Below are 26,952 nucleotides of genomic sequence, written 5' to 3' on the forward strand. Positions count from 1 at the left end.
AATTCCCTCTAAGTATAAAGTGAAAAGCCAGTACCTTGCTATATTGAACGGTCTTGCAAGAAATTATCAATTAGTTATCGGGCAATCTATAATCAGCGAGTTAAAGGGATTTGTGCTCCATATCGTTGACGAACAAATTGTTGAAAAATAAATAGAATAGCTGCATTCCTCCCTCTTGACCAAAGTGAGATTGAATAGTTAACATAACCCCAGGAGACAGTATAGAGTTTTCTGTACCAGGTGAAAAGGAAGCGAAAATTAGAAATTGGGAGGTTTGAATAGAACAATGACATGGGAAGTTAAATGTCATAAGGATGTTTGTTCACATAAAGGTATGTATACCTTACCTAATTAAATGTTGTTTTTTAGAATTTTTCATTTACATATAATGTAAATCTTAGTATTATAGATTTAATAATAAAAGCGGTGAAGAGTAAAGTAGATAAGGTCCATTCTTTCCAGAGAGCTCCGTTTGGTGGGAAGGAGCAAGAATGATTTATTGAAACAAGCCTCTGAGTGTCATATTGGAACCTCTTGGGGATAGTGTGACGGGAGCTCCCGTTATAGAGCTAAGGTATAGAATGATTGTACTTGATAAGATTAATATGGCGACATATTAATAAACTGGGGTGGCACCGCGATAATAAAATCTCGTCCCCAAGACTTAGGTCTTGGGGACGAGATTTTTTTGTATTTCGCTTAGTTGCATAAAGGGTTTTTGCTTGATAAAGAGAGGAGACAGGAAAGAATGATTTTGATTAAAAATCTTGCTTCTTGGAAATATCCCTTCATTCTATTAATGGGAATCGGAGTTTCAACTGTTGGCGAATGGATTTATTTTATAGCACTAAATTTAATCGTGCTGGATATGACCGATTCACCCCTTGCCGTATCTGTGCTATATATGATTAAGCCATTGGCATCTCTGGTTACGAACTTTTGGGCAGGGAGTATGATTGATCGAATAAACAAACGAAAACTTATGGTTTTTCTTGATCTATTCCGTGCTGTATTTATCGCATTATTACCTTTTATGTCATCCATATCCCTAATTTATTCAGTTGTATTTATTATAAATATGGCGAGCTCTATGTTTGGTCCAACTTCAATGATATATATAACAAAGTTAATTCCTCAAGAAAAAAGAAAACAATTTAATTCCATGCATAGTCTAGTTACATCAGGTGCATTTTTAATAGGACCTGCCGTTGCGGGATTATTATTTTTTATTGGTACTCCGATATTTGCAATATATATAAACGCAATAGCTTTATTTATATCAGGGATTATTACACGATTAATGCCTGATATTGAAAAACATATAGTTGCATCATCTTCAAATAATAGGTTATCGATTGCAGTAATAAAAAATGATTGGATTTCTGTCGTTGAATTTAGCCTGAAATCCCGTTACATCATGCTGATATATTTTTTGTTTAATTGTGTAATGGTGGTCATGGCGAGTGCCGCAGATTCTCTTGAAGCAACTTTTGCCAAAGAGGTGCTATTTTTGTCAGACAGTGAGTATGGCTTTTTGGTCACAATTGCAGGAGCTGGTATTATAGTCGGATCTGCCATTAACTCCTTAATTGTTAAAAAACTGGAAACATCCTTATTGATTGGTTTAGGTACTTTATTAGTATCAGCTGGATATCTTATATATGCCTTTTCAAATTCTTTTATCGCTGCAGCAGCAGGTTTTTTTATACTAGCCTTTTTTATCGCTTTTGCTAATACAGGCTTTCTTACATTTTATCAAAACAATATACCAGTTGATGTCATGGGGCGAATTGGGAGTGTCTATAGCTTACTGCAAGCAATATTAATTATAACAATCACTGGCATTATGGGAGTGGCAGCTCAGATCACTTCAATTGAGACAGTTGTCATTTCAGGTGTATTAATAATGATGATGTTATCTATAATCTTATGTATATTTACATTAAAACCTGCAATGAAACCATTTTATGAAGCTGAAGCTGCTGAAAATAGGTGGCTTTAATCCCAGACCAATGGGCTTTTTAATGAACTACAATTAACAGATCTCATAGAAGTTGCGGGTTATTCCATTGAATGGGCCTATCTATAATAAGGTGGGCCTCTTTTTTTAAAGATAGTCATTGTGCAATTGAGGATTATTTGAAATAATTGGTAATAAAAATAAAATAGTTGCTGGTTTTAAACTAAGGAGGATTTATGGGAAAATTATTGAAGGTAATCACAAGTGTTTTTCTAATGTATTTAGTAACAGGATGTATAGCGGAAGAATATGATTTTACTCCTCCTTCTGTTACTCTTTCAAACTCTGAAAGTATCCAATCAGAAGAGCTAAAAGAAGCGAATGTAGATTGGACAGGTGAAAACAGCAAGCAGCTGCAGAAAAAAACAGAGGATTTTCTCTCATTCGCAAGAGAACAAAAACAGTTGTCCTTTAGTGCAGGACAGCGAATAGACCTTCTATTTGACAGTGAAGATTTTTTGGTGGAAGAGCTGGATGTTTCAGTATGGAAAAATGAAGAAAAGATTGAATTGAAATTAGATGAAAATCGTTCCTTCTATTTGCCAAAGGAAAAAGGGGAATATGCGATTGTGGTAGAACTGGAGACTGATAGAGGATTTGCTCAATATGCAGGGAATATTGATATTCATTAACTAGCTGGTTAACATCTGGGGGCGATTACTTAACAAAGTTTTGCCTCTTCTTATATAAAGATGTAAAGGAATGACCATGCGTCCGATGAAATAGATATGTATAGATTTAGAGAGGGGAAAAAGGATGTATATACCTGCACAGTTTACTATTAAAGACGAAACAATTTCCTTCGGCATAATGAGGGAGCATAGTTTTGCGACTCTTTTTTCTCAGCATAATGGAATGCCCTTTGCGACACACCTGCCGTTAATTTTGAACAAGGAGAATTCAACCTTATATGGACATTTTGCCCGTCCAAATCCACAGTGGACGGATATCAAAAATCAAACCGTCTTAGCCATTTTTCATGGTCCGCACTGTTATATCTCTCCATCTTGGTATGAGACGAATAAAGCAGTGCCAACCTGGAATTATGTGACCGTTCATGTGTACGGAGAAGTCGAACTATTAGAGGATGAACATGAGTTAATGAACTCTTTGCATGACATGGTATCGAAGTACGAAACTCCTGACAGTTCATACCGTTTGCACAATGTAGATTCGGAGTATCTCTCAGGTATGAACAAGGGAGTTCAGGGATTCAAAATAAAAATCAGCAAAATAGAAGGGAAAGCGAAGTTAAGCCAAAACCATCCTGTACAGAGACAAGAGCTAATTGTTAATCAGCTGGACCAGATTTCAACTACAAATGAGCAGCAGATCTCATTATTAATGAAAGCTAATCTGAAAAAGCAGCTTTGAATGTTACTCCGCTAACGGGGCATAGATCCAATAATAAGTTGTGGCGGAGCGGGATAGTAACCCTGATAGACAACAAAAAAACATACCGACCCCTATGCGGATCAGTATGCTAATTGATAGGTTATATCCGTTGAAAGTTTAAGGTGCAGTCTTCGATTTGCCCAATACCTTCACACGGCTAGGAGAGGAAAAAAAGCTGTGCAGCAGCATGCCAAGCATAATGAGGAAAATACCTATCAGTGTTAGTCCATCCGGAAGCGGAGCCGCGAGAAGAAGCACTTCACCAAATAAAACAAACAGCACTTGAGTGGATTGGGTGGCTTCAACGGAAGCTAACTTCCCTTCATCATTTCTTACTCGATCTGTCGCGATAAAAAATAGTGTAGTGGCAATCACACCAGAGGAAACGGCGACGATAAACGACTGTGTGATTTGTTCTGCAGATGGCGGGCCGGCTTTTATGAATCCATAGGCTGCAAGGATAAACCAGAAGGGAAGACTTGCAAGGGTCATCCCAAGCACCCGCTGAAAAGTATCGAGTCTTCCTCCGCATACTTCCATCATTTTTCGGTTTCCCAATGGATAGGCAAAAGCTGCAATAACAACTGGAAGGACCCCTGCAAGCAGCTGATTAGCACTGATATCGGTCCCGTTTTTCACTTGAATCAGGACAACACCTGCTAAAATTATCATTGAAAAGCAGAGAGCCTGTATTGGTATCCGTCTTCTCGTTTTAATTGAATGACTATTTTCATAGAAAAAGGGTGTCAGCAGGATTCCGGCAACAATCGTCAGCTGCCATGTACCGGCGACAAGCCATCCTGGACCATAGGCAGCAGCGTATGTAATTGGCCCGTAAAACAGGACGAATCCTGAAAAGCTCCAAATAAGCCATTGAAGCGGATGTTTACGCATTTCTGCGAACAGCTGTTTAATGTTTTTGCGGTAAATGACAATCACCAGTAAAAAGGGAACCATAAAAAAGAATCTGAGAGACGAGCTCCATAGCCAGCTTCCTCCTGAAAGTTCCATTGACCGGTTTAAAATAAAAGTTACGGCAAAAAACATGGATGCGATAATTCCAATCACGATTTCTTTCATAAAAACCTCTCCTTATGCAGCAGACGTGCAATATGTTATACATTCAGTACTGTTTATTATACGTAATTTTAGAAAAATTGAAATAAATAATTGGAAACATTTATTTTATATGGTAGAATGGCATAAATTTTCTAGGTTCATTCGGTAAACATTGTTGCTTTAAGACTAAATGTTTAAAACCGTAAGTGGATCTACGCTGCAGGAACTTGACTCCTGCGGGAAAATAGAGCGAAATGGAAGACCCCGCAGGCTCGCCGAGAAGGCTTTCACGCTCCCCGCGGAAAGCAAGTTCCTCTCGCTGCAAGGAACGGACAACATTAATATTCGAAAGTAACAGTCTAAGAGAAAACAACCATTTTTTCAAAAGGAGAATCCGTATGATTAATTACCATAACCGCCGCTTTGTCTCAGTAGAAAATACTGCAAATGGGGAGGTCTCCTCAAAAACTGTTTTCAATTATGAACAAAATGGACAAATTCTTACAGCAGCCTATGGCGGGGGAGAAATCGTTAAAGGAACTTTAATCGGACTTGTAAAAGATGATGGAACACTGGAATTTAAGTATAATCATGTCAATGTAAACAATGAAATCAGGGGAGGCCATTGTTTTTCCAGGCCAGAAGTATTGCCTGACGGCAGTATCAGACTGCATGAAAAATGGCAGTGGTTTGACCGGGATCAGACAGAGGGCGAGTCCATTATCGAGGAAATCGTTTAGCAGTCCCGTCGCTTTTTGTACACACAATTTTTGAAAATACCAGTCTGCATTTCTGTTTTTTTTCTTGTTATGATCAATAAAGAATTGAACAAGAAAGGCTGATGAACATGTTTATTAAATTTACAAAAGAAGAAAAAATGATGATGATTGAAGATATTCAGCGCTATTACTACCGGGAAAATGGCGATGAAATTGGTGAGCTTGCTGCTGAAAATCTATTAGAGTTCATTAAAGAATCCATCGGACCGCACTTTTATAATCAGGCAATCAAAGATGCAAAAAGTTTAGTTGAACAAAGAATGCAGACGATGGAAGAAGATCTTTATGCTCTAGAGAGATCGATCAAAAGATAATGAATGCTTAAGCTTACAGCTGCTGTAAGCTTTTTTTGAACAAAAAAATTGCGAAATCCCTGCTGTAATGCTATCTTTTATAGGATTATAGAAAAAAAGGTGGATTCGTATGACTAGATTATTTACTGCAAACAAGCTGAGTGCCATGCTGCTGATGATGGCATTTGCATTAGTTATTGCCGGATGCAGCAGTTCTTCTGAGAAAAAAGAAGAAAAAACGGCATGGGATACAATAAAAGAAGAAGGCAAGCTCACGGTTGCGACTTCTGGCACGCTTTATCCGACGTCTTATCACAATTCAGAAACAAATGACCTGACCGGATATGAGGTAGAGGTCGTCCGTGAAATGGCGAAACGAATGGATCTGGAAGTGGAATTTTCAGAGATGGCATTTGACGGCATGCTGACGTCTATCCAAAGCGGAAAAGTGGATATCGCCGCAAACGATATTATGATTAATGATGAACGAAAAGAAAAGTTCGATTTTGCCGATCCCTATAAATTCTCCTATGGAACTGCGATGGTCCGCAAAGATGATCTTTCAGGCATCAAATCATTGGAAGATTTAAAAGGGAAGAAAGCAGCTGGAGAAGCAACGACTACATACATGGCGGTTGCACGCAAGTACGGAGCAGAAGAAGTCATTTATGACAATGCTACAAATGATCAATATTTAAGAGATGTTTCAACTGGAAGAACAGATGTTATTTTAAATGACTACTACCTTCAGCGCCTTGCCGTTGCAGCGTTTCCTGACCTGAACATTACAATTCATCCTGACATCAAATTCAACCCAAACAGTCAAGGCATCATTATGAAAAAAGGGAATACCGATCTGAAAAAGAATATCGATGCAACAATTAAAGAAATGCTTGAGGATGGAACGATTTCCGAGATTTCAAAGAAATTCTTTGATGGAGCGGATGTGTCTAAAAAACCGGATGTTGATTTGTGAGTAACTGGTAACTAAAGAAGGTGAGTGCAATGGGAGATATTCAGTGGGAATACGTCTTTAATTATGAACTTGCTGTGGAATCTTTTCCATATGTGATCCAGGGGATCTGGAACACTCTGCTCATTTCCTTGGTCAGCATGGCAATCGGCTTAGTGCTCGGCTTTTTTTTGGCACTCGGCCGAACTTCAAGATACTCGTTTCTCAGATGGCCTGCAAGAATATATATTTCATTTATGCGCGGTGTTCCGATCCTTGTTATTCTTTTCATTCTGTATTTCGGGTTTCCGATCATCGGCATCGAGTTTACAGCCATTACGGCTGCTTTAATCGGCTTCAGCCTTAACAGTGCCGCCTACATGGCAGAAATTAACCGTTCCGCCTTGGCATCTGTCGATCGGGGACAGTGGGAGGCGTCCAAATCGCTTGGACTTTCCTACTGGCAGACGATGAGAGGGATTATTTTGCCGCAGGCATTCAGAATTGCGCTGCCTCCGCTCTCAAACGTGCTGCTTGATCTGACGAAAGCATCCTCACTCGCTGCCATGATCACAGTGCCTGAGCTATTTCAGCAGGCTAAAATTGTCGGCGGCAGAGAGCTTGATTACATGACAATGTATATTCTTGTTGCCCTCATTTATTGGGGAATTTGTTCCCTTTTAACTGTTGTCCAAAATTACCTTGAGAAAAGGTATGAATATCTTTTATAAATGTTATGACATTTTTGAAGCCTTAATTTCTTTATTGAAATTAAGGCTTCATTTCATTTGTGTTGCTTCTTTAAAAAAATTCATCGCTGATTAGTCAAAGCGGATTTTTCAAAATAATGTTTTTCCAAATGTACTCATAGATATGAAAGATAAAATAAAAGAGAAGAATTTTTTGTCCCTCCATTTCACTAAATAAGGCAATTTTAAGTTTTATATTGAAAACGATTCTTCGTTTAATATTTCCAGTACTGGAAAGAATAAAAAAAGATATATTCCTGAACGAAATAGCAATAAATGGAGGGAACCTAAATCCTAAACAAAATTTTAGCTTTCTTACCTGATTTAATTGTATTTGTGCAAGGAATGATTTGTTTTTTGGTCCCATTTGGCATTATGAAGTTTTTTGACTGGATTCATTCATTAGAGAAAGTGTGAGAAGCATGAAAAGGTGGATCTCAAAAAAACAGATACAACGACAAGGTTTAATGAATGAGTGGGCTAAAGAAGCTGATTCTCTAACAGAGGATCCTTTTACTGGGAATTTCGCACAGGACTTAATTCGAATCCGCAAAGATATAGGCCATAACTCAGATATTCATTTTCGTGAATTTAAGATTGGAAAAACAAACATCAAAGCCTGTATTGTTTTTGTGATTGGTTTTGCAGATACGGAACTTATAAACGATAAAATTTTAGACGGTTTGATGTCATTTGAATTTTGGGACAGTCAGGCAGAAGAGGCAGTATCAAAACAATCTGTAAAAGAGTTTATTATGAAAAATTTCCTGCCCCTTAGCCATGTATATGAAGTACAATCAGTAGCTGAACTAATTTCCGGAGTGATGTCCGGGTCCATTGGATTACTAATTGAAGGGTCGCAGGAAGGTGTTCTATTAGGTGCTTCAAAAGAGAAAACAAGAAATATTGAAGAACCCCTTTCTGAAGCTTTAGTCAGAGGTCCAAGAGTCGGATTCATAGAAAATCTAACGGATAACACTGCCATATTGCGCAGACTTGCTAAAACGAAAAAGCTTTCGATTGTTAACTTTAATGTAGGTGACAGATTTAAAAAAGACTTAGTCATTACATATATTGACGACATTGTTGATCCTGAACTATTAAAAGAAGTCATAAGAAGGATAAAAAAGATTAATATTGATGACCTTCCAGAATCAGGTTATATTGAGCAGCTAATTGAAGATAACTATTTGAGTCCTTTCCCGCAAGTTCAAAATACAGAGCGTCCCGACCGTGTCATGAGCGCATTGCTAGAAGGCCGGGTAGCCATCCTGCTTGATGGAACCCCTTTTGCATTAATTGTGCCGGTAACATTTAATATGTTATTGCAGTCTCCAGAGGATTACTATGAACGCTGGATACCAGGGACCTTAATTAGGATATTGCGTTATTTTTCAGCGTTTATTTCTTTATTTGCCCCTTCTTTATACATTGCTTTTATTTCATTTCACCAAGGGCTTATTCCTACCAAACTTGCGATTTCAATGGCTGCAAGCAGAGACGGGGTTCCGTTCCCTCCGCTAATAGAAGCCTTGATTATGGAAGTTTCAATTGAAATTTTACGTGAAGCAGGACTTCGTCTGCCAAAACCAGTAGGTCAATCCATTGGGATAGTAGGCGGATTAATAATTGGTGAGGCAGCTGTACAAGCAGGTATTGTCAGTCCGATTATGGTAATTGTTGTGGCAGTAACGGCCATTTCTTCTTTTGCATTGCCTCACTATAGTACTGGAATAGCGTTAAGAATGCTTCGTTTTATAGCAATGTTTTTTGCAGCTATTTATGGACTTTATGGCGTAGTATTGTTTTTCTTGCTGCTTTGCAGTCATCTTGTGAAGCTGAAAAGCTTTGGGGTCCCATATTTAAGTCCTGCAGTACCTTATCAGCTAAGTGATTGGAAAGATTTTATGATACGCGCGCCAATCTCACTTATGAAACGCCGGCCTAAGCTAATGCAGACTCAAAATTCATTAAGAAAAAAATAAACATAGAGGTGCATTTTTGAGTTCGTTCTGAAAGGAGATTTTTCATGAGTCAAAGGCCAATTGATCAAATTACTACACCTCAAGCGGTCGTGATGATAACTAATTTTATTCTGGGCATTGGCATCCTGACCTTGCCTAGAACGGTTACCGAGAAAGTGAAAACCCCTGATGGATGGATCACGATTATTTTGGGCGGTATTATTGTCATGATCATGGCTATCATTATAGTTAAACTGGCTCAAAGGCATCCAGGAAAAAGTATTTATCAATTCAGCCAAGATATAGCAGGAAAGTGGATAGGATCGGTCCTTGGCTTATGCATTATTCTCTACTATCTTACGCTTTCTAGCTTCGAAATAAGGGCAATGGCAGAAACAACACGATTATTTCTACTTCAGGGAACACCCATTTGGGCCATTATTATGCCGTTTATATGGATCGGTATATATCTAATTGTCGGAGGGATTAATTCGATTGCCCGAATGTTTGAATTAATATTTCCAGTCACGGTCCTTTTTTTTATTCTTGTTATGTTTTTGGGGTTAAAAATATTTGAGATTGATAATTTAAGACCCGTACTTGGTATGGGAATGATGCCAACTATGAAAGGACTCGCTACAACATCACTTTCATTTATTGGGTTTGAAGTAATCATGATTCTTTTAATGTTTATGAAAAATCCGGAACACGCTGTTAAAGCCACTTTAATTGGAATTATCTTTCCTTTGCTCTTTTATGTCATTACATTTGTAATGGTGGTGGGTTCTTTATCAACAGATGGAGTAGTAACCCAGACATGGCCTGTTTTGACATTTATACGAAGTTTTGAATATCCCGGTCTTTTTGTTGAACGATTTGACTCTCTTCTGCTTGTCATATGGATCATGCAGCTGTTTGCAACCTTTACGGTCAGTTATTTTGCAGCGGCAATAGGGCTTTCGCAGCTTTTTAATAAAAAAATGAAAACGGTTATTTTTGGTTTGGCACCATTTATTTTTATCTTTTCAATGATACCTAAGAATAGCAATGAAATGTTTCAAATGGGTTCATTGCTTGGTAACTTTGCCCTATATTTTTTTAGCGCGGTTCCAATCTTGCTGCTGTTCGGATCAATTGTGAAAGGAAAAAAGCATGAAAAAACGTAGAATAATAAAAATGTTTTACTTATCTTTGGTGCAAACTCTTATTCTTTTTCTCCTTGCTGGCTGCTGGAGTTATAACACAATTGAAGACTTGAGTTTTGTTGCAGGGGCATCACTTGATTCAGGGGAAGATGGAAAGATAAAATCGACTCTCCAGCTTATCCTTCCACAATCAAACAATAAAGGCCAGGACACTGGCGGGGGGGCACAAAAACCATATATTAATGTCAGTGCGACAGGTGATTCCCTTGAACCGATTGGCTGGGAGACCACGCTTACAAGGGAAGGCATTATATTTGGAGCCCATGAAAAAGTAGTCATTATTAGTGAGGATTTGGCCAGGTATAACAGTATTAGGGAATTAATTGATCTTTATTACCGGGATATTGATATCCGAGGCAATACGTTAATCTTTATCGCAAATGGAAGAGCGGAAGAAACACTTGAATTGCAAGAGCCAAATATTATTCCATCCTTTCGCATATTGGAAATAGCCAATCAGCAGTTAACTACAAAAGTTCTGAAGCCAACCTCTTTAATTAATATTTTGGCAAAGATGGAGGCTGATTCAAGCTTTCTCATCCAAAGAATTGGCTCTGCAGAAGGAGGTGTTAAATTTGATGGTGCATCTGTCATAGATGGGAAAACGAACAAATTAGTTGGTTTCTTTAATAAAGAAGAACTGGAAGGGATTAATTGGCTAACTGGAGAAAGTAAAGGCGGGTCAGTAAAAGCCAAAACTAAAGAACCCATACAATATCAAGTTGAGTCTATGAAAAGCAAAATTGAACCTACTGTAAAAGGGAATCAAATTATATTTAAAGTAAAAATTGAAACAGAAGGAAGAATCGCTGAAAATTGGAAAAAATCGTACAGGTTATTTCAAAATAAAGATATAAAGCAGCTTGAAAAAGAAATTGAAAAGGAAATCAAGGGCTTGATAGGTAACACAATTAAGAAAATGCAAGAAGAGTATGAGGTTGATGTGGGAGGTTTTGGTAATCGATTAAGAATTAAATATCCAAAGGTTTGGGTAAATGTGAAAGATGACTGGGATAAAAAATTCAGCACAATTCCGATTCATTACAGTGTTAAAGTCGTCATTAAGGATTATGGAATGATAGGCTCAGAATAAAAGGGAATTTGAAAATAAATCCAGCCTGATAAACCAAATAACTTGTTTGAAAAAAGCAGCCAAATTATCTTTGAAACTTGGCTGCTTTTTTCAGCGTATTAGTCTTGCATGTTACCTCCATCTAAGATCTCTAAAATCCACCTTTTCATATCTACAATCCGTAATTGGTCAATTGAATGCTCCGTTCCAGTAACGATTAGAGGAGCATATGCATCAACTTTATGCATAGAACCGTGGGCACCACCGCCAGTATGTTCCGGAGAACTTTCTCCTAAGAATTCATAGCCGGGTTCAGCATCTGCGATAAGAAAATCTCCTTTTTGTGAATAGATGGCGCCATATAATCTTGATAGGCCATCAGGGTAATTCCCATAGCTAAGCTGTTTGCGGCTATCTGCTTTCACATCCAAAATATCCATGTTTCCTTTTATCGTCCAGTTTTGATGATAACGATCTTTAAAAGGACCTCCAGGTTTAAATTGGAGAATGCCTTTGCCACTTTCTGAAATCACGTTCACCATATCGTTTTCTTTCCAGGCAATCCAGGCAATGCGGGGATCTGTCTGCAATTTGTTCGCTATTTTTTTAATAGAAATACCCTTATTTAATTTATAAATATATGCCATCCGTTCATTTGCCGTAATAGCAATTTCATTGTTTTTTTGAGCAGAATCACCAAGCTTTAACTGATTGTAATCTGATAGGGTATCTCTTAAATGAATTAAAGCTTTCTTTTTGTTCTTTATTACATCTGATTGATTACCGTCCCCCATAATGATCCACATGGTGTTTTCAAGAGCATCATCCCATTTCGGATAAGTATTTAATATTTCCTGGAGGTGTTTATCCAGCTTTTCGATTCCATCAATAGTTTCCGTTCCTTTTCGATGAACGGCATGATCGTTTTCTGGCAAGTATAAAATTGTAAATTCAGGAAGTAAGTTATTTTTTAGAAGATAGGTTAATTCTTGAGCTCCAAAAGCATCATTTATCCCCAGCCGATTGATCACATGTTTATTTTTCGGATCCTGATTTATAAAATCTCCTAAAGTTAATATCTTTGGACCATTTGTTTTGTATTTATCAGGAAGAGCAGTCGTTTTTGCTAAAATTTTGGGAACGACCAGCGTATGCTGATAATTCCCCCTGTAAATCAATGCATTAATTGAGGCCGTTTGTTTTCCTCTTTCATCAAGATCTTCATGTATGGTTTGCACATCTTTACTTAGGTCCTTGTTATTAAATTGTGAGAGACTGTTGTCTGCTATATCAGTTACACCATACTTTAAGGTTTCCAAGAACCCATTTCCGTAGCTGATCACCCGCTGTTCATCTTCTTTATACCAAACAAGGCCTGGTATTTTATGCTTATCTGGATTTGTGCCTGTAAGCAGCGTGCTGTCGATGGTAACGGACATTGTTGGATACGAGCTTACGAGCTCTTTGCTGTACTGGCCATTTGTGAGAAAAAATTCGAGGGCAGGGGCCTTATGCTGCTTAATCGCATTTTTTAATGGTTTATCCATTAATGAATCCACAACTAAAAGAATCACGTGAGGCGAAGAGGTGGCTTTTGTCTGAATTATTTTGGGTGAGGTTTGTGCATTATTCGTTGAACAGCCGGTAAATAGGATCATTGAAAGGGCTGCTATTACTAGTGTGTGTTTCTTCATACAGACTCCACCTTCAATTTGCAAGTTTTCTTTATTATTCACAAAATCTTTTCAATCATGTTGAAAAACAAAAATCATAAAACGGATAAAGAAATTTTTAGAAGGGGAAGGTAAGTATGTAAAAAGAAAAGGAAACGTTTAAATGTTTTTTTGGAGTGATTCACATTTATGCCATCAATTAAAATAGACAGCTGCACTTCTTTCCATTATGAAGATATTGGTCAAGGAGTTCCGGTTATTTTTATCCATCCCCCGGGAATGGGAAGTAAAGTGTTTTTTTATCAGCTTGCTTTGTCAAGGCATATGAGAGTTATTTTCCCGGATTTAAGCGGCCACGGAGAAAGTGAAACTGCTTCACGAGAAATTACGATTCCGTATTACGCCAGTGAGATACTAAATTTGATGGATGCATTAAGTTTGGAAAAAGCCGTTTTATGCGGGTACTCTGCCGGGTGTCTGATTGCGCAGCATCTTGCCATCGAGCACCCTGAAAGAATTGAATTGCTTATTTTATCAGGTTCCTATCCGTGCGTTATTGATGCATCAGGACAATTATTGCATCATTCAGGAATTTTTTTGGCGGAAAATCATGACAATTTGTTAATAAATATTATTTCCAGGAGTCATACAAAAGATAAAAAGCTGAGAAAGCTGCTGAGTGATCATATGAAAAAAGCAGACATACAAGTGTGGACGCAGTATTATATCAAATCTCTGCAATACAGCTGTCTGGACAAACTTCATCTCATCAAGATTCCTATGCTGTTTATGTACGGAGAAGCAGGGGACTGGACGAATCATTATTTAAAGCTTTACAAAAATAAATGCAGGCACGCAGAGTTTTTTCTATTTGCGAATCAAAACCATCAGCTTCCAACGAGAAAGTGGAATATATTTAATGAAATTGTTACAGGATTTGTGCTGAATAGAACAGAAAATAAACTTGGCTTAGGAAGACGTCACTATTAGAAAGTGGCGTCTTTTTATTCTTTTTTTGGTGAATAAAAGGATTATCAGAGGGAAGTAAAGAAGGAATATAAAGAATATTGAGAAAGAAGGAGAGGGGATCGTGACAAATCCATTATTAAAGGGGATAGAAGGAGTATTTATTCCTGTCAGTAATATTAAACAATCCGTGCAGTGGTATAAGGATAAGCTGGGTTTTAAACTCTTATATATTGAGAAAGAAGCTGGTGTAATGAGACTTTCCAATGAGACTGTCATTTGTCTAGTTCATACACCGAATCATAAGCCTATGATTTTCCCTGAAAACCACTTTGGTGTAGGGAAATACTTCAACTTCAATACATCAAATATTGAAAAGACCTACAGGGAATTAATTGAAAGGGCGGTTAAAGTAAATTCGATGGATGAGGAAGATCAGACGAAATTTTTCACTTTTTTCGACCCGGATGGTAACCCCTTAGGTGTTTGCCAATATGGTGATTCAATTACCGGATAGAGATTTAGTACATTATTTTGCTATGCTTAAGTAAATGTTTCTAGGAGCTGGTGCAAATGGACAAGGTAATCCAAACATATTTTGAGCAGCTGGATTCAAAAGACTGAGACGTGCAATATGAAGCTTATCAAAACATACTCTCAGCAGCAGAGAATGGAGTAGATTGGGCTTATGAGGTATGGGATCAACTGGTTAAAGGGTTAAGTTCAAAAGATCATCTTCAAAGATCTCGTTCTGCTCAATTCCTGTCTGGTCTTGCAATCAGTGATCCTGATCACCGGATGCTGAAAGATTTTTCTTCTGTCCGGGAAGTGACAAAGGATCCTAAATTTGTTACTGCAAGACACAGCCTGCAGTCCATTTGGAAAATCGGGATTGCTGGATCTCAGCAAAAAAGGCTTGTTTTGGAACATCTGGCTGATCGTTTTCAAACCTGTTCTAATGAGAAAAATGACACGCTGATTCGATTTGATATTATTCAAAGTTTTAAAAAATTATATGATCATTTAAAGGAGGAAGAAATAAAAGGGAAAGCATTGGAACTAAATGATATGGAAAAAGAGAACAAATATCGAAAAAAATATATGGCTGTATGGAAAAAATAATATCTATTGATTGAAAAAATATATGTAAAAAGAGGAGAAGGTTATGATACTAGAAGCTGTAATGCTCCAGGTCAAACAAGGGATGGAAAAAGAATATGAAAATGCTTTCCGCAGCGCTTCACCAATCATTTCATCTATGAAAGGCTATATTTCTCATGACTTACAGAGGTGTTTAGAGGTTAAAGGAAAGTATTTGCTTCTCGTTAAATGGAATAGCTTAGAAGATCATACAATTGGATTTAGACAATCACCTGAGTATCAAGAATGGAAAGAGCTTCTTCACCATTTTTATGATCCATTTCCAGCAGTTGAGCATTTTGAAAGCGCAGACCTTTTATAAGAAATTAACGAATTTCATGTTCTATAAAAGAAAGGAGCTGTATTAATAACGGGTTCGGTTCAGATGTGCAAAACAGTAAATCGCAAAGTGATTCGTACACCATTTAACGTCAATATACCTGCCCGATAGTTTAAGTGAAGAGCATCACAATCCCTTCTATATTTTAACATAAATATCCAATTTCTTTTAAAGGTGTTGTACCACATTCTGGCCCGATTGCTAAACAAAAAGTTGAATCCACTGAAGGAAGGCTAGAAAAATCAGTTAGTTAATCTAATATTGAGAAGAAAACAATGAGGAGATTATTAACATTACTGAACCAAATAAAAAATTCACAAAAATTTGAGAGGATAGGCATAAAACCAACCCCTTATATAATTTCTGCTCCGTTGGGAAATACTACCTTGCAGAGGTGGTTGCAATGAACAAAAATATAGAAAAATTATTAGAGAAAATAATTCAACAAAATGAAATGTTAATTCAAGAACAGGATTCAAAAAAGAAAGCAGAAGAAAAATTACCTGAACGTGCTTTAGAAGAAGCGACTAGTGAGCGTTCTGTTATTGGGCAAAAGATTAGTTTAACGGAATTATTGGATACCAATACTAAATTGATAAAAGATATGTTAGATGGATCTAAATTAATCGTAAATAGATACACAATTGGGAGAAATGCAAAAACAAATGTACATATTTTTTACGTCAAGGATTTAGTTGACAAAGTAACGTTGTCCCAAGTTAAAGCTAAAATTTCTAAACTAGAAGTTAATTATTTGATTAATCTCGAAGTTATAATAGATGAATTAAAACCCAAAGGGTCTGGATTATTCCCTACCACAAAATATACCGAACGGTACGATACAATGGTTTCTGATTTATTGCAAGGTAAGGTAGTAGTAATTTGTGATCACACCCCATATGCATTAGTTGCACCAATAACATTTTGGGAATTATTCCAGACAGAAGTTGAATATTCCACAAGCTACGGTGCATTTACTAACCGTCTTATGAGGATGTTTGGATTTTTGCTCAATGTATTCTTACCTAGTGTATATATTGCAATGGAGAAATTTCATTTAGGAGATATTAAATCAGAAATAATTAAAGGTTGGTTTGAGGGGAAAGAGGTACTTAGTCCATTTTGGGAAATGGTTATTATTATATTTGTTTTCAAGATAGCTTCGGATGTATCTTTACACATTTATAAAAGTCTGGGGCTTTTGGTAACCATAATCGCAACATTAGTTGTTGGTGAATATTCGGTAACAATACATTTAATAAGTGATACATCATTAGTGGTTGCAGGTATAGCACAATTGTCTGGGTTATTAATTATAGTGAAAGGCATCATACCATTAGCTACTACTCTTAGTTGGTCTATGTTGATTGTTGCTAACTTCTTTGGTTTTACAGGATTAATAATAGCTTTCACTCTTTGTTTTATTTGGGCAACAAGTTTAAAACCGTTTGGAGTTCCTTATTTATCGCCGTTTATACCATTTAAACCTTGGGAGTTTAAAGACAGTTTTTGGAGAGGGGATATGAAGAAAATTATTAACAGCAAACATTCATTCAGAGAATAGAGAAAAAAGCCATATCCATTACCAAAATTAAGATGTGCTTTAGATTTTTTAGCAAATAAGTTAAAAACGTTTAACCAGCAAAATATAGATTCTTTCGTAGAATATTTAACTATTAATGATCTTCAAAAAACGGGCGCTATTCTTCGATAAGAAAATATAAATGATATTCAGCAATCGGGGGCTTTAATAGAATAAGAAAGGGAACTCCAATTTAATGCTGGAGTTCCTTTTTTTGCTGTGCTGTAATACCGGTTAATAAATGGCAGTATAAATAGCACCTCAATCAGCAAAGTCCTGCTGATTGCTATGAGATTTGATAGGTTAAATATGAACAGGAATTACAAGTAAACCCTTATATATCAACAAAAAATCATACCAATTCATATGCGAATTAGTATGATGATTGATATGTTATTTACCGTGTTATTTAGCTGTTTGCACCTTTTCAACCGAACCCGTTACTGTATTAACAGCTCCTTTTTTTGTATAGACAATGCAGTAATCTTTTGGATAGCGATACATATAATCAGCCATCATACCGCTTAAGATTGCATATTTTAGACCTATAGGGGAAGCATTTAAACATTAAGCTTATTTTGAAGGGATATCAATTTATGGAATGTTTATTGCGGGAGATTAAAGATTCAATTGGTAAAAATGATGATTTCATTCAAATGGATCAGCAGCTTGGAGACCTCCAAGTGCAATATTTAGGTCTGAAAAGCCTGCTTGATTTTCCAAAAACAATCCTTGCAATAAAAGAGAATCTCGGATCCGAAAGCTTGAACAGAGAGGCAGTCCTTAAGCAATTGAGCACAATGGGCGTGCTGAAAAAACAAGAAAAAAATGAATTGATTTCATCAATCCTAGAAGGCAAACTGATTATTTATATCAAGAATGAAAGGGAATCGGCAGTAACGGTTGACCCCATTTCTCAAACACTTACCCGAGGTATTGAATCGCCTGCTAATGAAAATGTGCTGCAAGGACCATTAAGTTCATTTAATGAAGAGATACAAATAAATACAGGGCTTATTCGCAAGCAGATTGTTTCAGAAAACCTGCAGGTGAGATCTTATTCAATCGGCACCAGTCAAAAGAAAAGCTTATCGCTGCTCTATTGTAATGATCATGTAAATTTGAACCTTCTGCAAAAAATCATATTTCAAATAGAAAAGAATTTGACCATGGATTTGAACAATGCCCAGGATGTGAGCAAGCTTATGGGGATTTCTTTCTGGAGCGTCATTTCACCATTCACCACTACAGAGGTCCCTCAGGAAGCAAGTATGTCTCTATTGAAGGGAAGGATCGTCTTGCTGGTAGACAGAATGCCATTTGCTATGATTCTCCCAAGCGTATTATGGGATATGTTTGCCAATGAAAATGATAGAAATTTCCCTTTCCCTCTCATGGTTTCAATAAGGTCACTAAGAATAATCGGACTTCTTATGACTCTAATAATTCCAGGTTTGTATGTAGCATTGGTCTCAGTTAATCCAGAAGTGCTTCGAATCGAATTAGCATTGTCGATTGCACAAAGCCGTGAGGGAGTGCCATATCCAGCATTAATTGAAATGATTATTATGCTGCTCATTTTGGAGCTTATCATTGAAGCAAGTGTGAGACTCCCAAAAAGTATTGGACCAACTATAACAATGGTCGGGGGCATCATCCTTGGACAAGCAGCAGTGGAAGCAAAGCTTGTGAGCAACCTGCTTATCATTATTTTGGCTGCCACGACGATAGCCAACTCTACCATCATTGGATTTCAGAATTCCATTTCCATTCGTTTGTTTAAATATATCATTCTGATTTTTGCTTCCATCTATGGTGTTTTAGGCATACTCGCAGGTATTTTTTTCATTTGTATCTATCTTGCGAGCATCAATACATTAGGTGTCCCATTCCTCTATATTAACTTTTCAAAGGATGAGATCAAAAGTGGATAAAAGCCTCTACGTCATAATCATGTACATCCTGACTCATTTAGGTCTTATTTTTTTTATGTATCCTGGAAATATTATAGAAAGCACTGATTCAGCTCACTGGCTTCCAATTATTATTGGGGCAGCCATTCATATCCTTCTTATTTATATTTATATGAAAGGTCTGAATTTTTTTCCGGGGGAAGATATTATTGCAATTTATTTAAGGGCAGGTAGAGCTTTTACAATTCTATTTTTACTGCCAATCGGCCTATATTTTCTTGTTGCCGATATTATTACGGTCAGAGCCTATTCAGAAGTCATTACAATTGTCTTTTTATCAAAAACTCCTCTGTGGGCAGTTATGGCATTGCTGCTTTTTACAGCAAGCTTTCTATCATTAAGAGGTCTAGAAGCTATTTTCCGGACAGGATTTTTGCTTGCCTTCCTTTTTTTGCCGATTATCATTTTTACTTTTTTCGTCTCATTTCAAAATGTAGATTGGCATTATATTTACCCAATCTGGAATCATCAATTTTCTTTCCTTTCCAATTCCTCATACTTAAAAAGCTTTTTTGCAATTGGGGGAGGCTTTTTATTTCTTGGTTTTGTTCAGCCAACCTTCTCCTACAAAAGAAAAAAAGTTTTGCTTGCTGCGCTTTGTATCATTCCATGTTTTTTCATTTCGGTTTATATACCGATTCTTACATTTGGACAAGCAACGGCATCAAAATTTTTGTTTCCCTATGTCATGTCCATTGATGCCATTAATTTGAACTGGCTGATGTTTGACAGAATTACGATGTTCTTTTTAATGAGCCTCATAACGTTTATCATGCTTTTTATTTCATTAGTACTCTGGAAAATGGTTAGGATTGTTCACACCTTCGCACCTTTTATAAAGCCCCATTTTCTAGTGATTGGGCTGAGTGTTCTAATCTACGTAGTTTGCTTATTCATCCCAAACTGGAGCGATATTGATTTTCTATTTCAATGGAATACTTTTTTAAGGTTTTATGTTATCACAACAGTGCCGGTTTCAGTCCTCTGCCTTGGAATTTTAAGGAGCAGAAAGGAGGATTTCAGTGGGATCGCTTAAGCGCACAGCAGTCTTTATTATCTTTGTTCTTATAGTCAGCATCCTAAGCGGCTGCTGGGATAACAGAGATATTAATCACAGGGTGATGCCGGTTGTATTAGGCATTTCAAAAAAGGGCGAGGACTATAAGGTTTTCTTGCAGATCCCTGAACCCCTTGAGGATTCAATAGAAACTAAGATTGTTTCAGGAGGCGGGAAAACCATCAATCAAGCCGTAAATAATATTAGTGTAAATATGGAGAGCAGCGTTGATCTGCTCCACGTAAAGGTTATTGTAATTGAAAAAAGATTAGCTGAAGAGGGGATGAAGGACCTCTTCGGAGGGTTCATCAGATCCAGAGATATTTCTTCGAAAGCACTTGTTGCCATATGTGAGGATAATATGGATGAATTTTTTGCAAGCATGGTAAAAAGAATTCAGCCAGAAGGTACGACACTTTTGGACTTTTTTGAAAAAAACGCTGGCTGGGATCCGAAAATTGCACTCACAAGGGTTTGGCAAGTGTATAGAAGCATCCACTCTTACACTCGAGATGTTGCCATTCCGATGCTGAGGCTCGGTAAGACAACATTAGTGGAGCAAATCGGTTCTGCTGTCATAAAAAATGGAAAATTAGTTGAAGCCATCGACTCTAATGAAACTCTTCTGTTCAATGCATTTAACGGAGAGAGCACCCAAGGAGAAATCGAGGTCTTAAATGATGCAAGTGTTTTAATATTGGATAATTCAATGAAGAATAAAAGTAAGTTTAAAGATCAGCTACCTCTCCTGCATTCTGAAATTAAGCTGACAGTAATGATTTTAGAAACAAAAGGTGATCCCTCGGAAAAACAGATAAAGAAAGAATTAGAAGTCCTCCTTACAAAACGTTTTAATGAAATGTTTAAAAAGCTCCAAAACAGTGAAGCGGATATTTTAGGGCTAGGACAATATTTCAGAAATAAAATTCCGCGCAAAAGGCTTAAGGACTGGCGTTCAAAATATTACCAGGAATTATACATGGACTTTAAGGTTCATGTTGACATTCAAAATGCCGGGAATTTAAAAACACCTTCTAACTGAGAAGAATAAAAAGAGAACAGCCATTGAGCTGCTTTTAATGGGAGAAACTGCAGATCACATTTTATAATCGCCTTTTACTATGTTATGATTCCACGATTTTGATTTTTGCGGAGAAAAGTGGAATCAACCGCATGCAAAGATTCCACGATTTTGATTTTTGCGGAGAAAAGTGGAATCAACCGCATGCAATGATTCCACGATTTTGATTTTTGCACAGAAAAGTGGAATCAACACATGTTATGATTCCACCATTTTGGTTATAGCAGTGAAAAGTGGAATCAACCGCAGCTATGATTCCACCATTTAGGTTTTCGCACTGAAATTGTGGAATCAACCACACGCTATGATTCCACGATTTTATTTTTTGCACAGAAAAGTGGAACCAATCACACGAACACAGGATGGCAGCGGTAAAGTGGAATCAACCAATTCCCTTTATCTCCAGAAGAAGTCAAATTCCTTTCGCTAAAGCCCAATAGCAACACTCCTTACGAAAAGAGCCTTATTAAATTTTAAAACCGACACTAATAAGAAGAAATTAGCCGCATAGCCAATGGGGATATTTCCCTTAATGTGTATTATTGTGAGAAATAAAAATACATGTTACTATTAAGTCACAGGTTATATGTGACTATTTTGTCACTTATAATCATGAACGAAAGGGCTGTTGATATGGAAGACAAGCTAACAACGCTGTTTAAAGCGCTGGGTCACCCAATCAGGAGACGGATTCTGGACATTCTCAAAGAATCTGCTAAAACAACCGGTGAATTAAATGATCTTTTTCCGGAAGTATCCAGATATGCAATCATGAAACATTTGAAAGCCCTTGCGGAAGGGGACTTGGTTGTTGTACGGAGGGAAGGAAAATACAGACTAAATTATTTAAACGCTGTTCCTCTGCAGGAAATGCATAACCGGTGGGTAGGAAAATACATGGAGACAGCGGCAAGTTCATTACTTAATTTAAGAGCTGCAGCTGAACAAAAAGGAGAAGAAAACATGAATTCAACACAGCAATCAAAAGTATTTCGAATCGAACAAGAGGTTTTCATTGATGCTCCAAGAGAAAAAGTATTTAAGGCATTAACGGAAAAGGCTGAAGATTGGTGGGAATTTCGGTTAGCTCCAAAAGGAGTAACGTCGACATTTACGTTTGATCCTGTGCCGGGCGGTCAGTTTATCGAAAGATGGGGTGAGACAGAAGGCGCAGTGTGGGGAAATGTTTATTATGTCAATGCTCCAGAAGAAATTCGTCTTCATGGTCACTTGGGAATGCAGGGAGCAGTCAATAGTTCCTATACGTACCGGTTAGTTGAAAAAGAGAATGCAACAATACTTCAGCTTTCCCATACAGCTTCAGGGCTGATTGAAGAAAGCTGGGAGAAGGACCATGCAGAAGGCTGGAATCACCTGCTTGGGACATTATTAAAAAAATATGCAGAACAAAATAATGAATAGGTTCCGGCTGGAGGTATGAAGAGAATGGTCGACGTATTCACAGAAATAGACATTCATTGCACAGCTGACAGGGTTTCGCAGTATGCTTCTGACCCTGAAAATGCACCTGAATGGTATGTAAATATTCATTCAGCAGAATGGCTGAATGAAAAATCATTAACAATTGGCTCAAGAATTGCATTTAAAGCAAAATTCCTTGGCCGGGAGCTCTCGTATATATACGAAATCGCAGAATTCAATCCAGGTGCAAGAATGGTCATGAGAACGGCTGACGGACCTTTTCCGATGGAAACCATATATACATGGCAGCCATTAGATCAGCATACAACCAGAATGACACTGCAAAACAAAGGGAATCCAGCAGGTTTTTCAAAGGGGATCGCACCTTTAATGTCTTTTATGATGAAAAGAGCGAATAACAAAGATTTAAAAAAACTGAAGAGTATTCTTGAAAATAGATAACGGTGTATCTTTTTTGATGATCATAGCTATAAAATCTGACTCATCCTCCAGATTATTTGATATTGGAGGAGACCCTGTCAGATCATCAAAAATAAAAATGACGAATCATAGAGTGAGGTTATATCGTGGATTTATATACATATGCAAAATACGATGGCACTGGACTTGCCGAATTAGTGAAAAAGAAAGAAGTAACACCGAAAGAACTGGCTGATGCAGCGTTTAAGCAGATCGAGAATGTGAATCCGCTTTTAAATGGAGTGGTTCGCACGCGTCGGGAAAAGGTTTTAAAAGAGCTTACGCAGCTAAATCTTAAAGAGCAGCCCTTTGCGGGTGTTCCCATTCTGCTGAAGGATATTTCACAGGCGGTTGAAGGTGAACCACTAACAGCAGGCTCAAAGCTTCTTAAAGATAACATTGCGGGAAGAGACTCAAATTTTGTTGCGCGTTTAAGACAGGCGGGGTTTTCATTTATAGGTCATACGAACACCCCTGAATTCGGGTTGAAAAACATTACAGAGCCTGAGGTTCATGGTCAGACGAGAAATCCATGGAACACTAAATACTCAGCCGGCGGGTCAAGCGGGGGATCAGCTGCAAGTGTTGCATCAGGGATTGTACCGATTGCCGGTGCAAGTGACGGGGGAGGCTCCATTCGAATTCCAGCTTCTTTTACGGGTCTGTTCGGATTAAAGCCTACTAGAGGCAGAACGCCTGTTGGTCCAAGTGTCGGCAGGCAATGGCAGGGAGCCTCGATTGATTTTGTTTTATCAAAAACAGTCCGTGATAGTGCAGCTATGCTTGATCTTCTCCAAATCATTCAGCCGGAAGCAGCTTTTCATACACCTTTGTTTGAAGGCAAATACACAGATATTCTAAAAAATGAGAGAAAACGTCCTTTACGGATAGCATTTCAGACACAGTCTCCCGTTGGAACTCCTGTCAGTGAAGATGCGATCAATGCCGTTCATCGCATGGTGAAGTGGCTTGAAGAACAGGGGCATGAAGTAGAGGAGCGCGGAAACGGCATCGACGGTGTCAGGCTGATGGAAAATTACTATATTATGAACAATGGTGAAATGGCCGCAACAATTCTTGGCCTTGAAAAAATGCTCGGCAGGCCAATCGCAGCAAATGATGTAGAAATAGTAACCTGGGTGTTAAGTGTGGCAGGACATTCCGTCACTGCTGCCGAATTTACACAGAGTCTGGCTGAATGGGATACGGCAGCTGCTAAAATGGCTGCTTTTCATGAAACGTTTGACTTGTATTTAACTCCGGCAACCGCTTTTCCAGCTCCTGAAGCCGGAGAGCTAACACAGACAGAAGAAGAAATCCAGTCGCTTCTGAAGATCAGTGAGCTGAAAAAAGAAGAACATTTATCATTCGTTTATGACATGTTCTTAAAAAGCTTAACCGTTACACCTTTTACACAGCTTGCAAATCTGACAGGGCAGCCTGCAATGAGTGTGCCCACTCATATCACGGCTGAAGGTTTGCCGCTAGGCGTTCAGTTTGTGGCACCTAAAGGGAAAGAAGATATGCTGATCGCCCTTGCAGGACAGCTTGAGCAATCTGATCTGTGGATTGGCATGGAAGGGAATCCATTTTTTTAAGTCATAAGTTGTTTTCCTCATGAAATATAGAGTCCGTGTTAAAGTTTTAGAAAAGTAGCCGATATAGAAGGAAAGTATTTATGCAGGCTGGAGGATGACGGATGGAAGAAGTAGTAAAAAATTGCCCTAAATGCAGGATGCTTCAAAAGCATACAGACAGCAAGTGCCAGGTGTGCGGACACACAGTCATGGATTCCATACTGGCTTTATATCCTTCAAAGAGTGCCGGAAAACGCTTAGTCAAAAAGAAGTAGCGGGCACGGACCAAACCATCAATTTAATTGATGGTTTTTTTATTGGTAATAAAACACCGATCTATCAGGAAACCTATAAAATAATAATTCTTTTCAAAGGTTATTATTTGCTTTATATATATCTTACTTGTAAGATATATATATAATAGTTCATAAAAATAAACTCACGAATCATTGAATGTGAAATCATTCATTAAAGGAGAGGAATTCATAAATGGCCATTACTATGTTTACGTCTTGCAGCTGCACATCATGCAGAAAGTCTAAAATGTGGATGGAAGAGCATGATATTTCCTATACAGAAAGAAACATTCTTACTCAGCCTTTAACAATGAAAGAACTTAAACAGATTCTTCGCATGACAGAAGAGGGGACAGATGAAATTCTATCCACCAGGTCAAAGCAATTTCAGGAACTGGATATGAATGTAGATGCGCTGCATTTGCAGGAATTACTGGCGCTTATTCAAGAGAAGCCTGGTATCATGCGCTGTCCGATTATACTTGATGAAAAACGTTTTTTAGTGGGATTTAACGAAGATGAGATCCGGAAATTCCTTCCCCGCAACATTCGGGCCTATCTATTAAAGCTTCTTGAAGCGAAAACAATGCTGCCAAATTAACGGCTGTACGGATAAAGGAGTAGTAGAAGTGGAAGAATTGCCGATACCCAACATGAATTTTGACCAGCTTAAGAAAATAAAAAAAGAATTAACGCGGTTTATGATGTCTTATAAATTTGCGTTAGAAGAAATGAACACGAAAATTAATATCCTTGAACAGGAATTTCAATATATTCATGAGTATAATCCGATTGAACATGTCAGCTCCCGGCTGAAGTCTCCTGAGAGCATCGTTAACAAAATTTACAGGAAGAACTACGACCTTTCGCTGAGCGATATTAAAAAAAATATTAAAGACATAGCAGGTATACGCATCACCTGTTCTTTCTTGTCGGACATTTATCAAATCAGCGGGATGATTCAAAAGCAGAAGGATATCAATGTCGTTGAATGCAAGGATTATATAAAAGATCCAAAGCCGAACGGCTATCAAAGTCTGCATTTGATCGTGAGTATCCCCGTGTTTATGTCAGACCGTCAGGAAGACATCCTTGTTGAGATTCAAATTAGAACCATTGCGATGGATTTTTGGGCTAGTCTTGAACACAAGATTTATTATAAATATAATAAAGAAATTCCTGAGCGGCTCACTAAGGAACTTAAAGAAGCAGCAGTCTCTGCTGCGGAATTAGACCTCAAAATGGAAAAGCTCCATAATGAAATGACAGACTTAAAAGAAGCAGAAGAACCGGCCGGAGAGCTTTCTCAGCTTCTGCTCAACAAGGAACAATTTAAGCTTCCCATTGATTTATTAAACTCATTAAAATAAGGAACTGTTTGTGGAGATGAATGCGGATGAGTAAAAAAAGAAGTGAAAATATCGTCTCCTTATTTGAGATTTTTGTTTCACTCGAACGTAAATGGATGAATGACTGGAATCATCTTAATGAGGTAGGTCTATCGAAAACACATATTTTGATCCTTCAAATCCTTGAAACAGAAGGGCTGAAGCGTCCGTCCATCCTTGCAGAGCAATTGCAGATTACAACCGGCGGTGTGACCGTTCTTACAAGCAAGCTGATCAAAGACGGATTTGTCCAGAAATGTCAAAACGAACGTGACAGGAGAGCATACAACCTTGAAATCACGGAATCTGGAAAAGATCTTCTTCATTCTGCCAGGAGCCAAATCAATCAGCAGATCCAGAAGATGTTCGGCATGCTGTCTGATGATGAAATTCAAAAACTGCGTGATATCTTTTATAAATGCCTGATGGGGCAATAACTTAAATATACATAACAAAAGAAAGCCAGGAAATGAAGTGCACCCCAAATGT

At 37.7% G+C, this 26,952-nt stretch carries 27 protein-coding genes and 1 other annotated feature; of the genes, 25 read left to right on the forward strand and 2 right to left on the reverse strand.

Going from position 1 to position 26,952, the window contains the following annotated elements:
* Positions 1–417: 417 nt before the first annotated feature.
* Positions 418–662 (forward strand) — a binding site (T-box leader).
* A 92-nt stretch (positions 663–754) separates the two neighbouring features.
* The 3 genes from ABEQ24_RS17225 to ABEQ24_RS17235 all read left to right on the forward strand — a co-directional run bounded on the left by ABEQ24_RS17225 (position 755) and on the right by ABEQ24_RS17235 (position 3,394).
* A complete protein-coding gene (locus tag ABEQ24_RS17225; RefSeq protein WP_430007963.1) occupies positions 755–2,002 on the forward strand; it encodes an MFS transporter in 1,248 nt (415 codons plus the stop codon).
* A gap of 194 nt (positions 2,003–2,196) precedes the next feature.
* The gene (locus tag ABEQ24_RS17230; RefSeq protein ID WP_430007934.1) at positions 2,197–2,652 is read left to right on the forward strand and encodes a hypothetical protein; all 456 of its coding nucleotides are present in this window, start codon (positions 2,197–2,199) and stop codon (positions 2,650–2,652) included.
* Between the two features lie 124 nt (positions 2,653–2,776).
* Positions 2,777–3,394 carry an FMN-binding negative transcriptional regulator gene (locus tag ABEQ24_RS17235; RefSeq protein WP_430007935.1) on the forward strand — a complete coding sequence of 206 codons (618 nt, stop codon included), beginning with the start codon at positions 2,777–2,779 and terminating at the stop codon, positions 3,392–3,394.
* 138 nt (positions 3,395–3,532) lie between these two features.
* Here the strand turns inward: ABEQ24_RS17235 and ABEQ24_RS17240 are convergent, their stop codons facing one another.
* Complete coding sequence (locus ABEQ24_RS17240) at positions 3,533–4,495, reverse strand: DMT family transporter (protein WP_430007936.1); 963 nt, start codon at positions 4,493–4,495, stop codon at positions 3,533–3,535.
* A gap of 377 nt (positions 4,496–4,872) precedes the next feature.
* Here ABEQ24_RS17240 and ABEQ24_RS17245 point away from each other — a divergent pair, with 377 nt between their 5' ends.
* The 7 genes from ABEQ24_RS17245 (at position 4,873) to ABEQ24_RS17275 (ending at position 11,509) form a co-directional block, all read left to right on the forward strand.
* Positions 4,873–5,214 carry a n-acetylglutamate synthase gene (locus ABEQ24_RS17245; RefSeq protein WP_430007937.1) on the forward strand — a complete coding sequence of 114 codons (342 nt, stop codon included), beginning with the start codon at positions 4,873–4,875 and terminating at the stop codon, positions 5,212–5,214.
* A gap of 107 nt (positions 5,215–5,321) precedes the next feature.
* On the forward strand, positions 5,322–5,567 hold the full coding sequence (locus tag ABEQ24_RS17250) for a DUF2164 domain-containing protein (RefSeq protein ID WP_070875558.1): 246 nt from the start codon (positions 5,322–5,324) through the stop codon (positions 5,565–5,567).
* 109 nt (positions 5,568–5,676) lie between these two features.
* Entirely contained in the window at positions 5,677–6,522 is an 846-nt protein-coding gene (locus ABEQ24_RS17255) for a transporter substrate-binding domain-containing protein (RefSeq protein ID WP_430007938.1), read from the forward strand.
* A gap of 29 nt (positions 6,523–6,551) precedes the next feature.
* Entirely contained in the window at positions 6,552–7,229 is a 678-nt protein-coding gene (locus ABEQ24_RS17260; protein WP_430007939.1) for an amino acid ABC transporter permease, read from the forward strand.
* 440 nt (positions 7,230–7,669) lie between these two features.
* On the forward strand, positions 7,670–9,232 hold the full coding sequence (locus tag ABEQ24_RS17265) for a spore germination protein (protein WP_430007940.1): 1,563 nt from the start codon (positions 7,670–7,672) through the stop codon (positions 9,230–9,232).
* 44 nt (positions 9,233–9,276) lie between these two features.
* Positions 9,277–10,377 carry a spore germination protein gene (locus ABEQ24_RS17270; RefSeq protein WP_430007941.1) on the forward strand — a complete coding sequence of 367 codons (1,101 nt, stop codon included), beginning with the start codon at positions 9,277–9,279 and terminating at the stop codon, positions 10,375–10,377.
* Complete coding sequence (locus ABEQ24_RS17275) at positions 10,364–11,509, forward strand: Ger(x)C family spore germination protein (RefSeq protein ID WP_430007942.1); 1,146 nt, start codon at positions 10,364–10,366, stop codon at positions 11,507–11,509. The genes ABEQ24_RS17270 and ABEQ24_RS17275 overlap by 14 nt, the downstream gene beginning before the upstream one ends.
* Before the next feature lie 98 nt (positions 11,510–11,607).
* On the opposite strand, the gene ABEQ24_RS17280 is transcribed toward ABEQ24_RS17275, so the two are convergent.
* Positions 11,608–13,182 (reverse strand): alkaline phosphatase family protein, encoded by a 1,575-nt coding sequence (locus tag ABEQ24_RS17280; RefSeq protein ID WP_430007943.1) that lies wholly within the window; start codon positions 13,180–13,182, stop codon positions 11,608–11,610.
* 168 nt (positions 13,183–13,350) lie between these two features.
* Between ABEQ24_RS17280 and ABEQ24_RS17285 the strand changes: the two genes are divergently transcribed.
* From ABEQ24_RS17285 to ABEQ24_RS17355, 15 genes are all read left to right on the forward strand, one after another.
* Positions 13,351–14,151: an alpha/beta fold hydrolase gene (locus ABEQ24_RS17285; protein WP_430007944.1), complete on the forward strand. Its 801-nt coding sequence runs from the start codon at positions 13,351–13,353 to the stop codon at positions 14,149–14,151.
* 100 nt (positions 14,152–14,251) lie between these two features.
* Positions 14,252–14,644 carry a VOC family protein gene (locus ABEQ24_RS17290; RefSeq protein ID WP_430007945.1) on the forward strand — a complete coding sequence of 131 codons (393 nt, stop codon included), beginning with the start codon at positions 14,252–14,254 and terminating at the stop codon, positions 14,642–14,644.
* 110 nt (positions 14,645–14,754) lie between these two features.
* Complete coding sequence (locus ABEQ24_RS17295) at positions 14,755–15,249, forward strand: hypothetical protein (protein ID WP_430007946.1); 495 nt, start codon at positions 14,755–14,757, stop codon at positions 15,247–15,249.
* Between the two features lie 43 nt (positions 15,250–15,292).
* Positions 15,293–15,589, forward strand: coding sequence for an antibiotic biosynthesis monooxygenase family protein (locus tag ABEQ24_RS17300; protein WP_430007947.1), 297 nt, complete (start codon positions 15,293–15,295; stop codon positions 15,587–15,589).
* A gap of 412 nt (positions 15,590–16,001) precedes the next feature.
* Positions 16,002–17,171, forward strand: a complete 1,170-nt coding sequence (locus ABEQ24_RS17305; RefSeq protein WP_430007948.1) for a spore germination protein — start codon at positions 16,002–16,004, stop codon at positions 17,169–17,171.
* Between the two features lie 614 nt (positions 17,172–17,785).
* Positions 17,786–19,123 (forward strand): spore germination protein, encoded by a 1,338-nt coding sequence (locus ABEQ24_RS17310; protein ID WP_430007949.1) that lies wholly within the window; start codon positions 17,786–17,788, stop codon positions 19,121–19,123.
* Positions 19,116–20,198, forward strand: coding sequence for a GerAB/ArcD/ProY family transporter (locus ABEQ24_RS17315; protein WP_430007950.1), 1,083 nt, complete (start codon positions 19,116–19,118; stop codon positions 20,196–20,198). Before ABEQ24_RS17310 ends, ABEQ24_RS17315 begins: the two co-directional genes overlap by 8 nt.
* Positions 20,185–21,261, forward strand: coding sequence for a Ger(x)C family spore germination protein (locus ABEQ24_RS17320; protein ID WP_430007951.1), 1,077 nt, complete (start codon positions 20,185–20,187; stop codon positions 21,259–21,261). The genes ABEQ24_RS17315 and ABEQ24_RS17320 overlap by 14 nt, the downstream gene beginning before the upstream one ends.
* Before the next feature lie 672 nt (positions 21,262–21,933).
* Positions 21,934–22,722 (forward strand): SRPBCC domain-containing protein, encoded by a 789-nt coding sequence (locus ABEQ24_RS17325; protein ID WP_430007952.1) that lies wholly within the window; start codon positions 21,934–21,936, stop codon positions 22,720–22,722.
* A gap of 24 nt (positions 22,723–22,746) precedes the next feature.
* A complete protein-coding gene (locus ABEQ24_RS17330) occupies positions 22,747–23,184 on the forward strand; it encodes an SRPBCC family protein (RefSeq protein ID WP_430007953.1) in 438 nt (145 codons plus the stop codon).
* A 125-nt stretch (positions 23,185–23,309) separates the two neighbouring features.
* The gene (locus ABEQ24_RS17335; RefSeq protein ID WP_430007954.1) at positions 23,310–24,800 is read left to right on the forward strand and encodes an amidase; all 1,491 of its coding nucleotides are present in this window, start codon (positions 23,310–23,312) and stop codon (positions 24,798–24,800) included.
* Between the two features lie 101 nt (positions 24,801–24,901).
* On the forward strand, positions 24,902–25,054 hold the full coding sequence (locus tag ABEQ24_RS17340) for a hypothetical protein (protein ID WP_430007955.1): 153 nt from the start codon (positions 24,902–24,904) through the stop codon (positions 25,052–25,054).
* A 214-nt stretch (positions 25,055–25,268) separates the two neighbouring features.
* On the forward strand, positions 25,269–25,676 hold the full coding sequence (gene spxA / locus ABEQ24_RS17345) for a transcriptional regulator SpxA (RefSeq protein WP_430007956.1): 408 nt from the start codon (positions 25,269–25,271) through the stop codon (positions 25,674–25,676).
* 52 nt (positions 25,677–25,728) lie between these two features.
* A complete protein-coding gene (locus ABEQ24_RS17350; RefSeq protein ID WP_430007964.1) occupies positions 25,729–26,445 on the forward strand; it encodes a GTP pyrophosphokinase in 717 nt (238 codons plus the stop codon).
* A gap of 26 nt (positions 26,446–26,471) precedes the next feature.
* Positions 26,472–26,900, forward strand: a complete 429-nt coding sequence (locus ABEQ24_RS17355) for a MarR family winged helix-turn-helix transcriptional regulator (RefSeq protein WP_430007957.1) — start codon at positions 26,472–26,474, stop codon at positions 26,898–26,900.
* Positions 26,901–26,952 lie beyond the last annotated feature (52 nt).

Source organism: Metabacillus idriensis, assembly GCF_050483325.1.
In the GTDB taxonomy this organism is placed as follows: domain Bacteria; phylum Bacillota; class Bacilli; order Bacillales; family Bacillaceae; genus Bacillus_P; species Bacillus_P idriensis_A.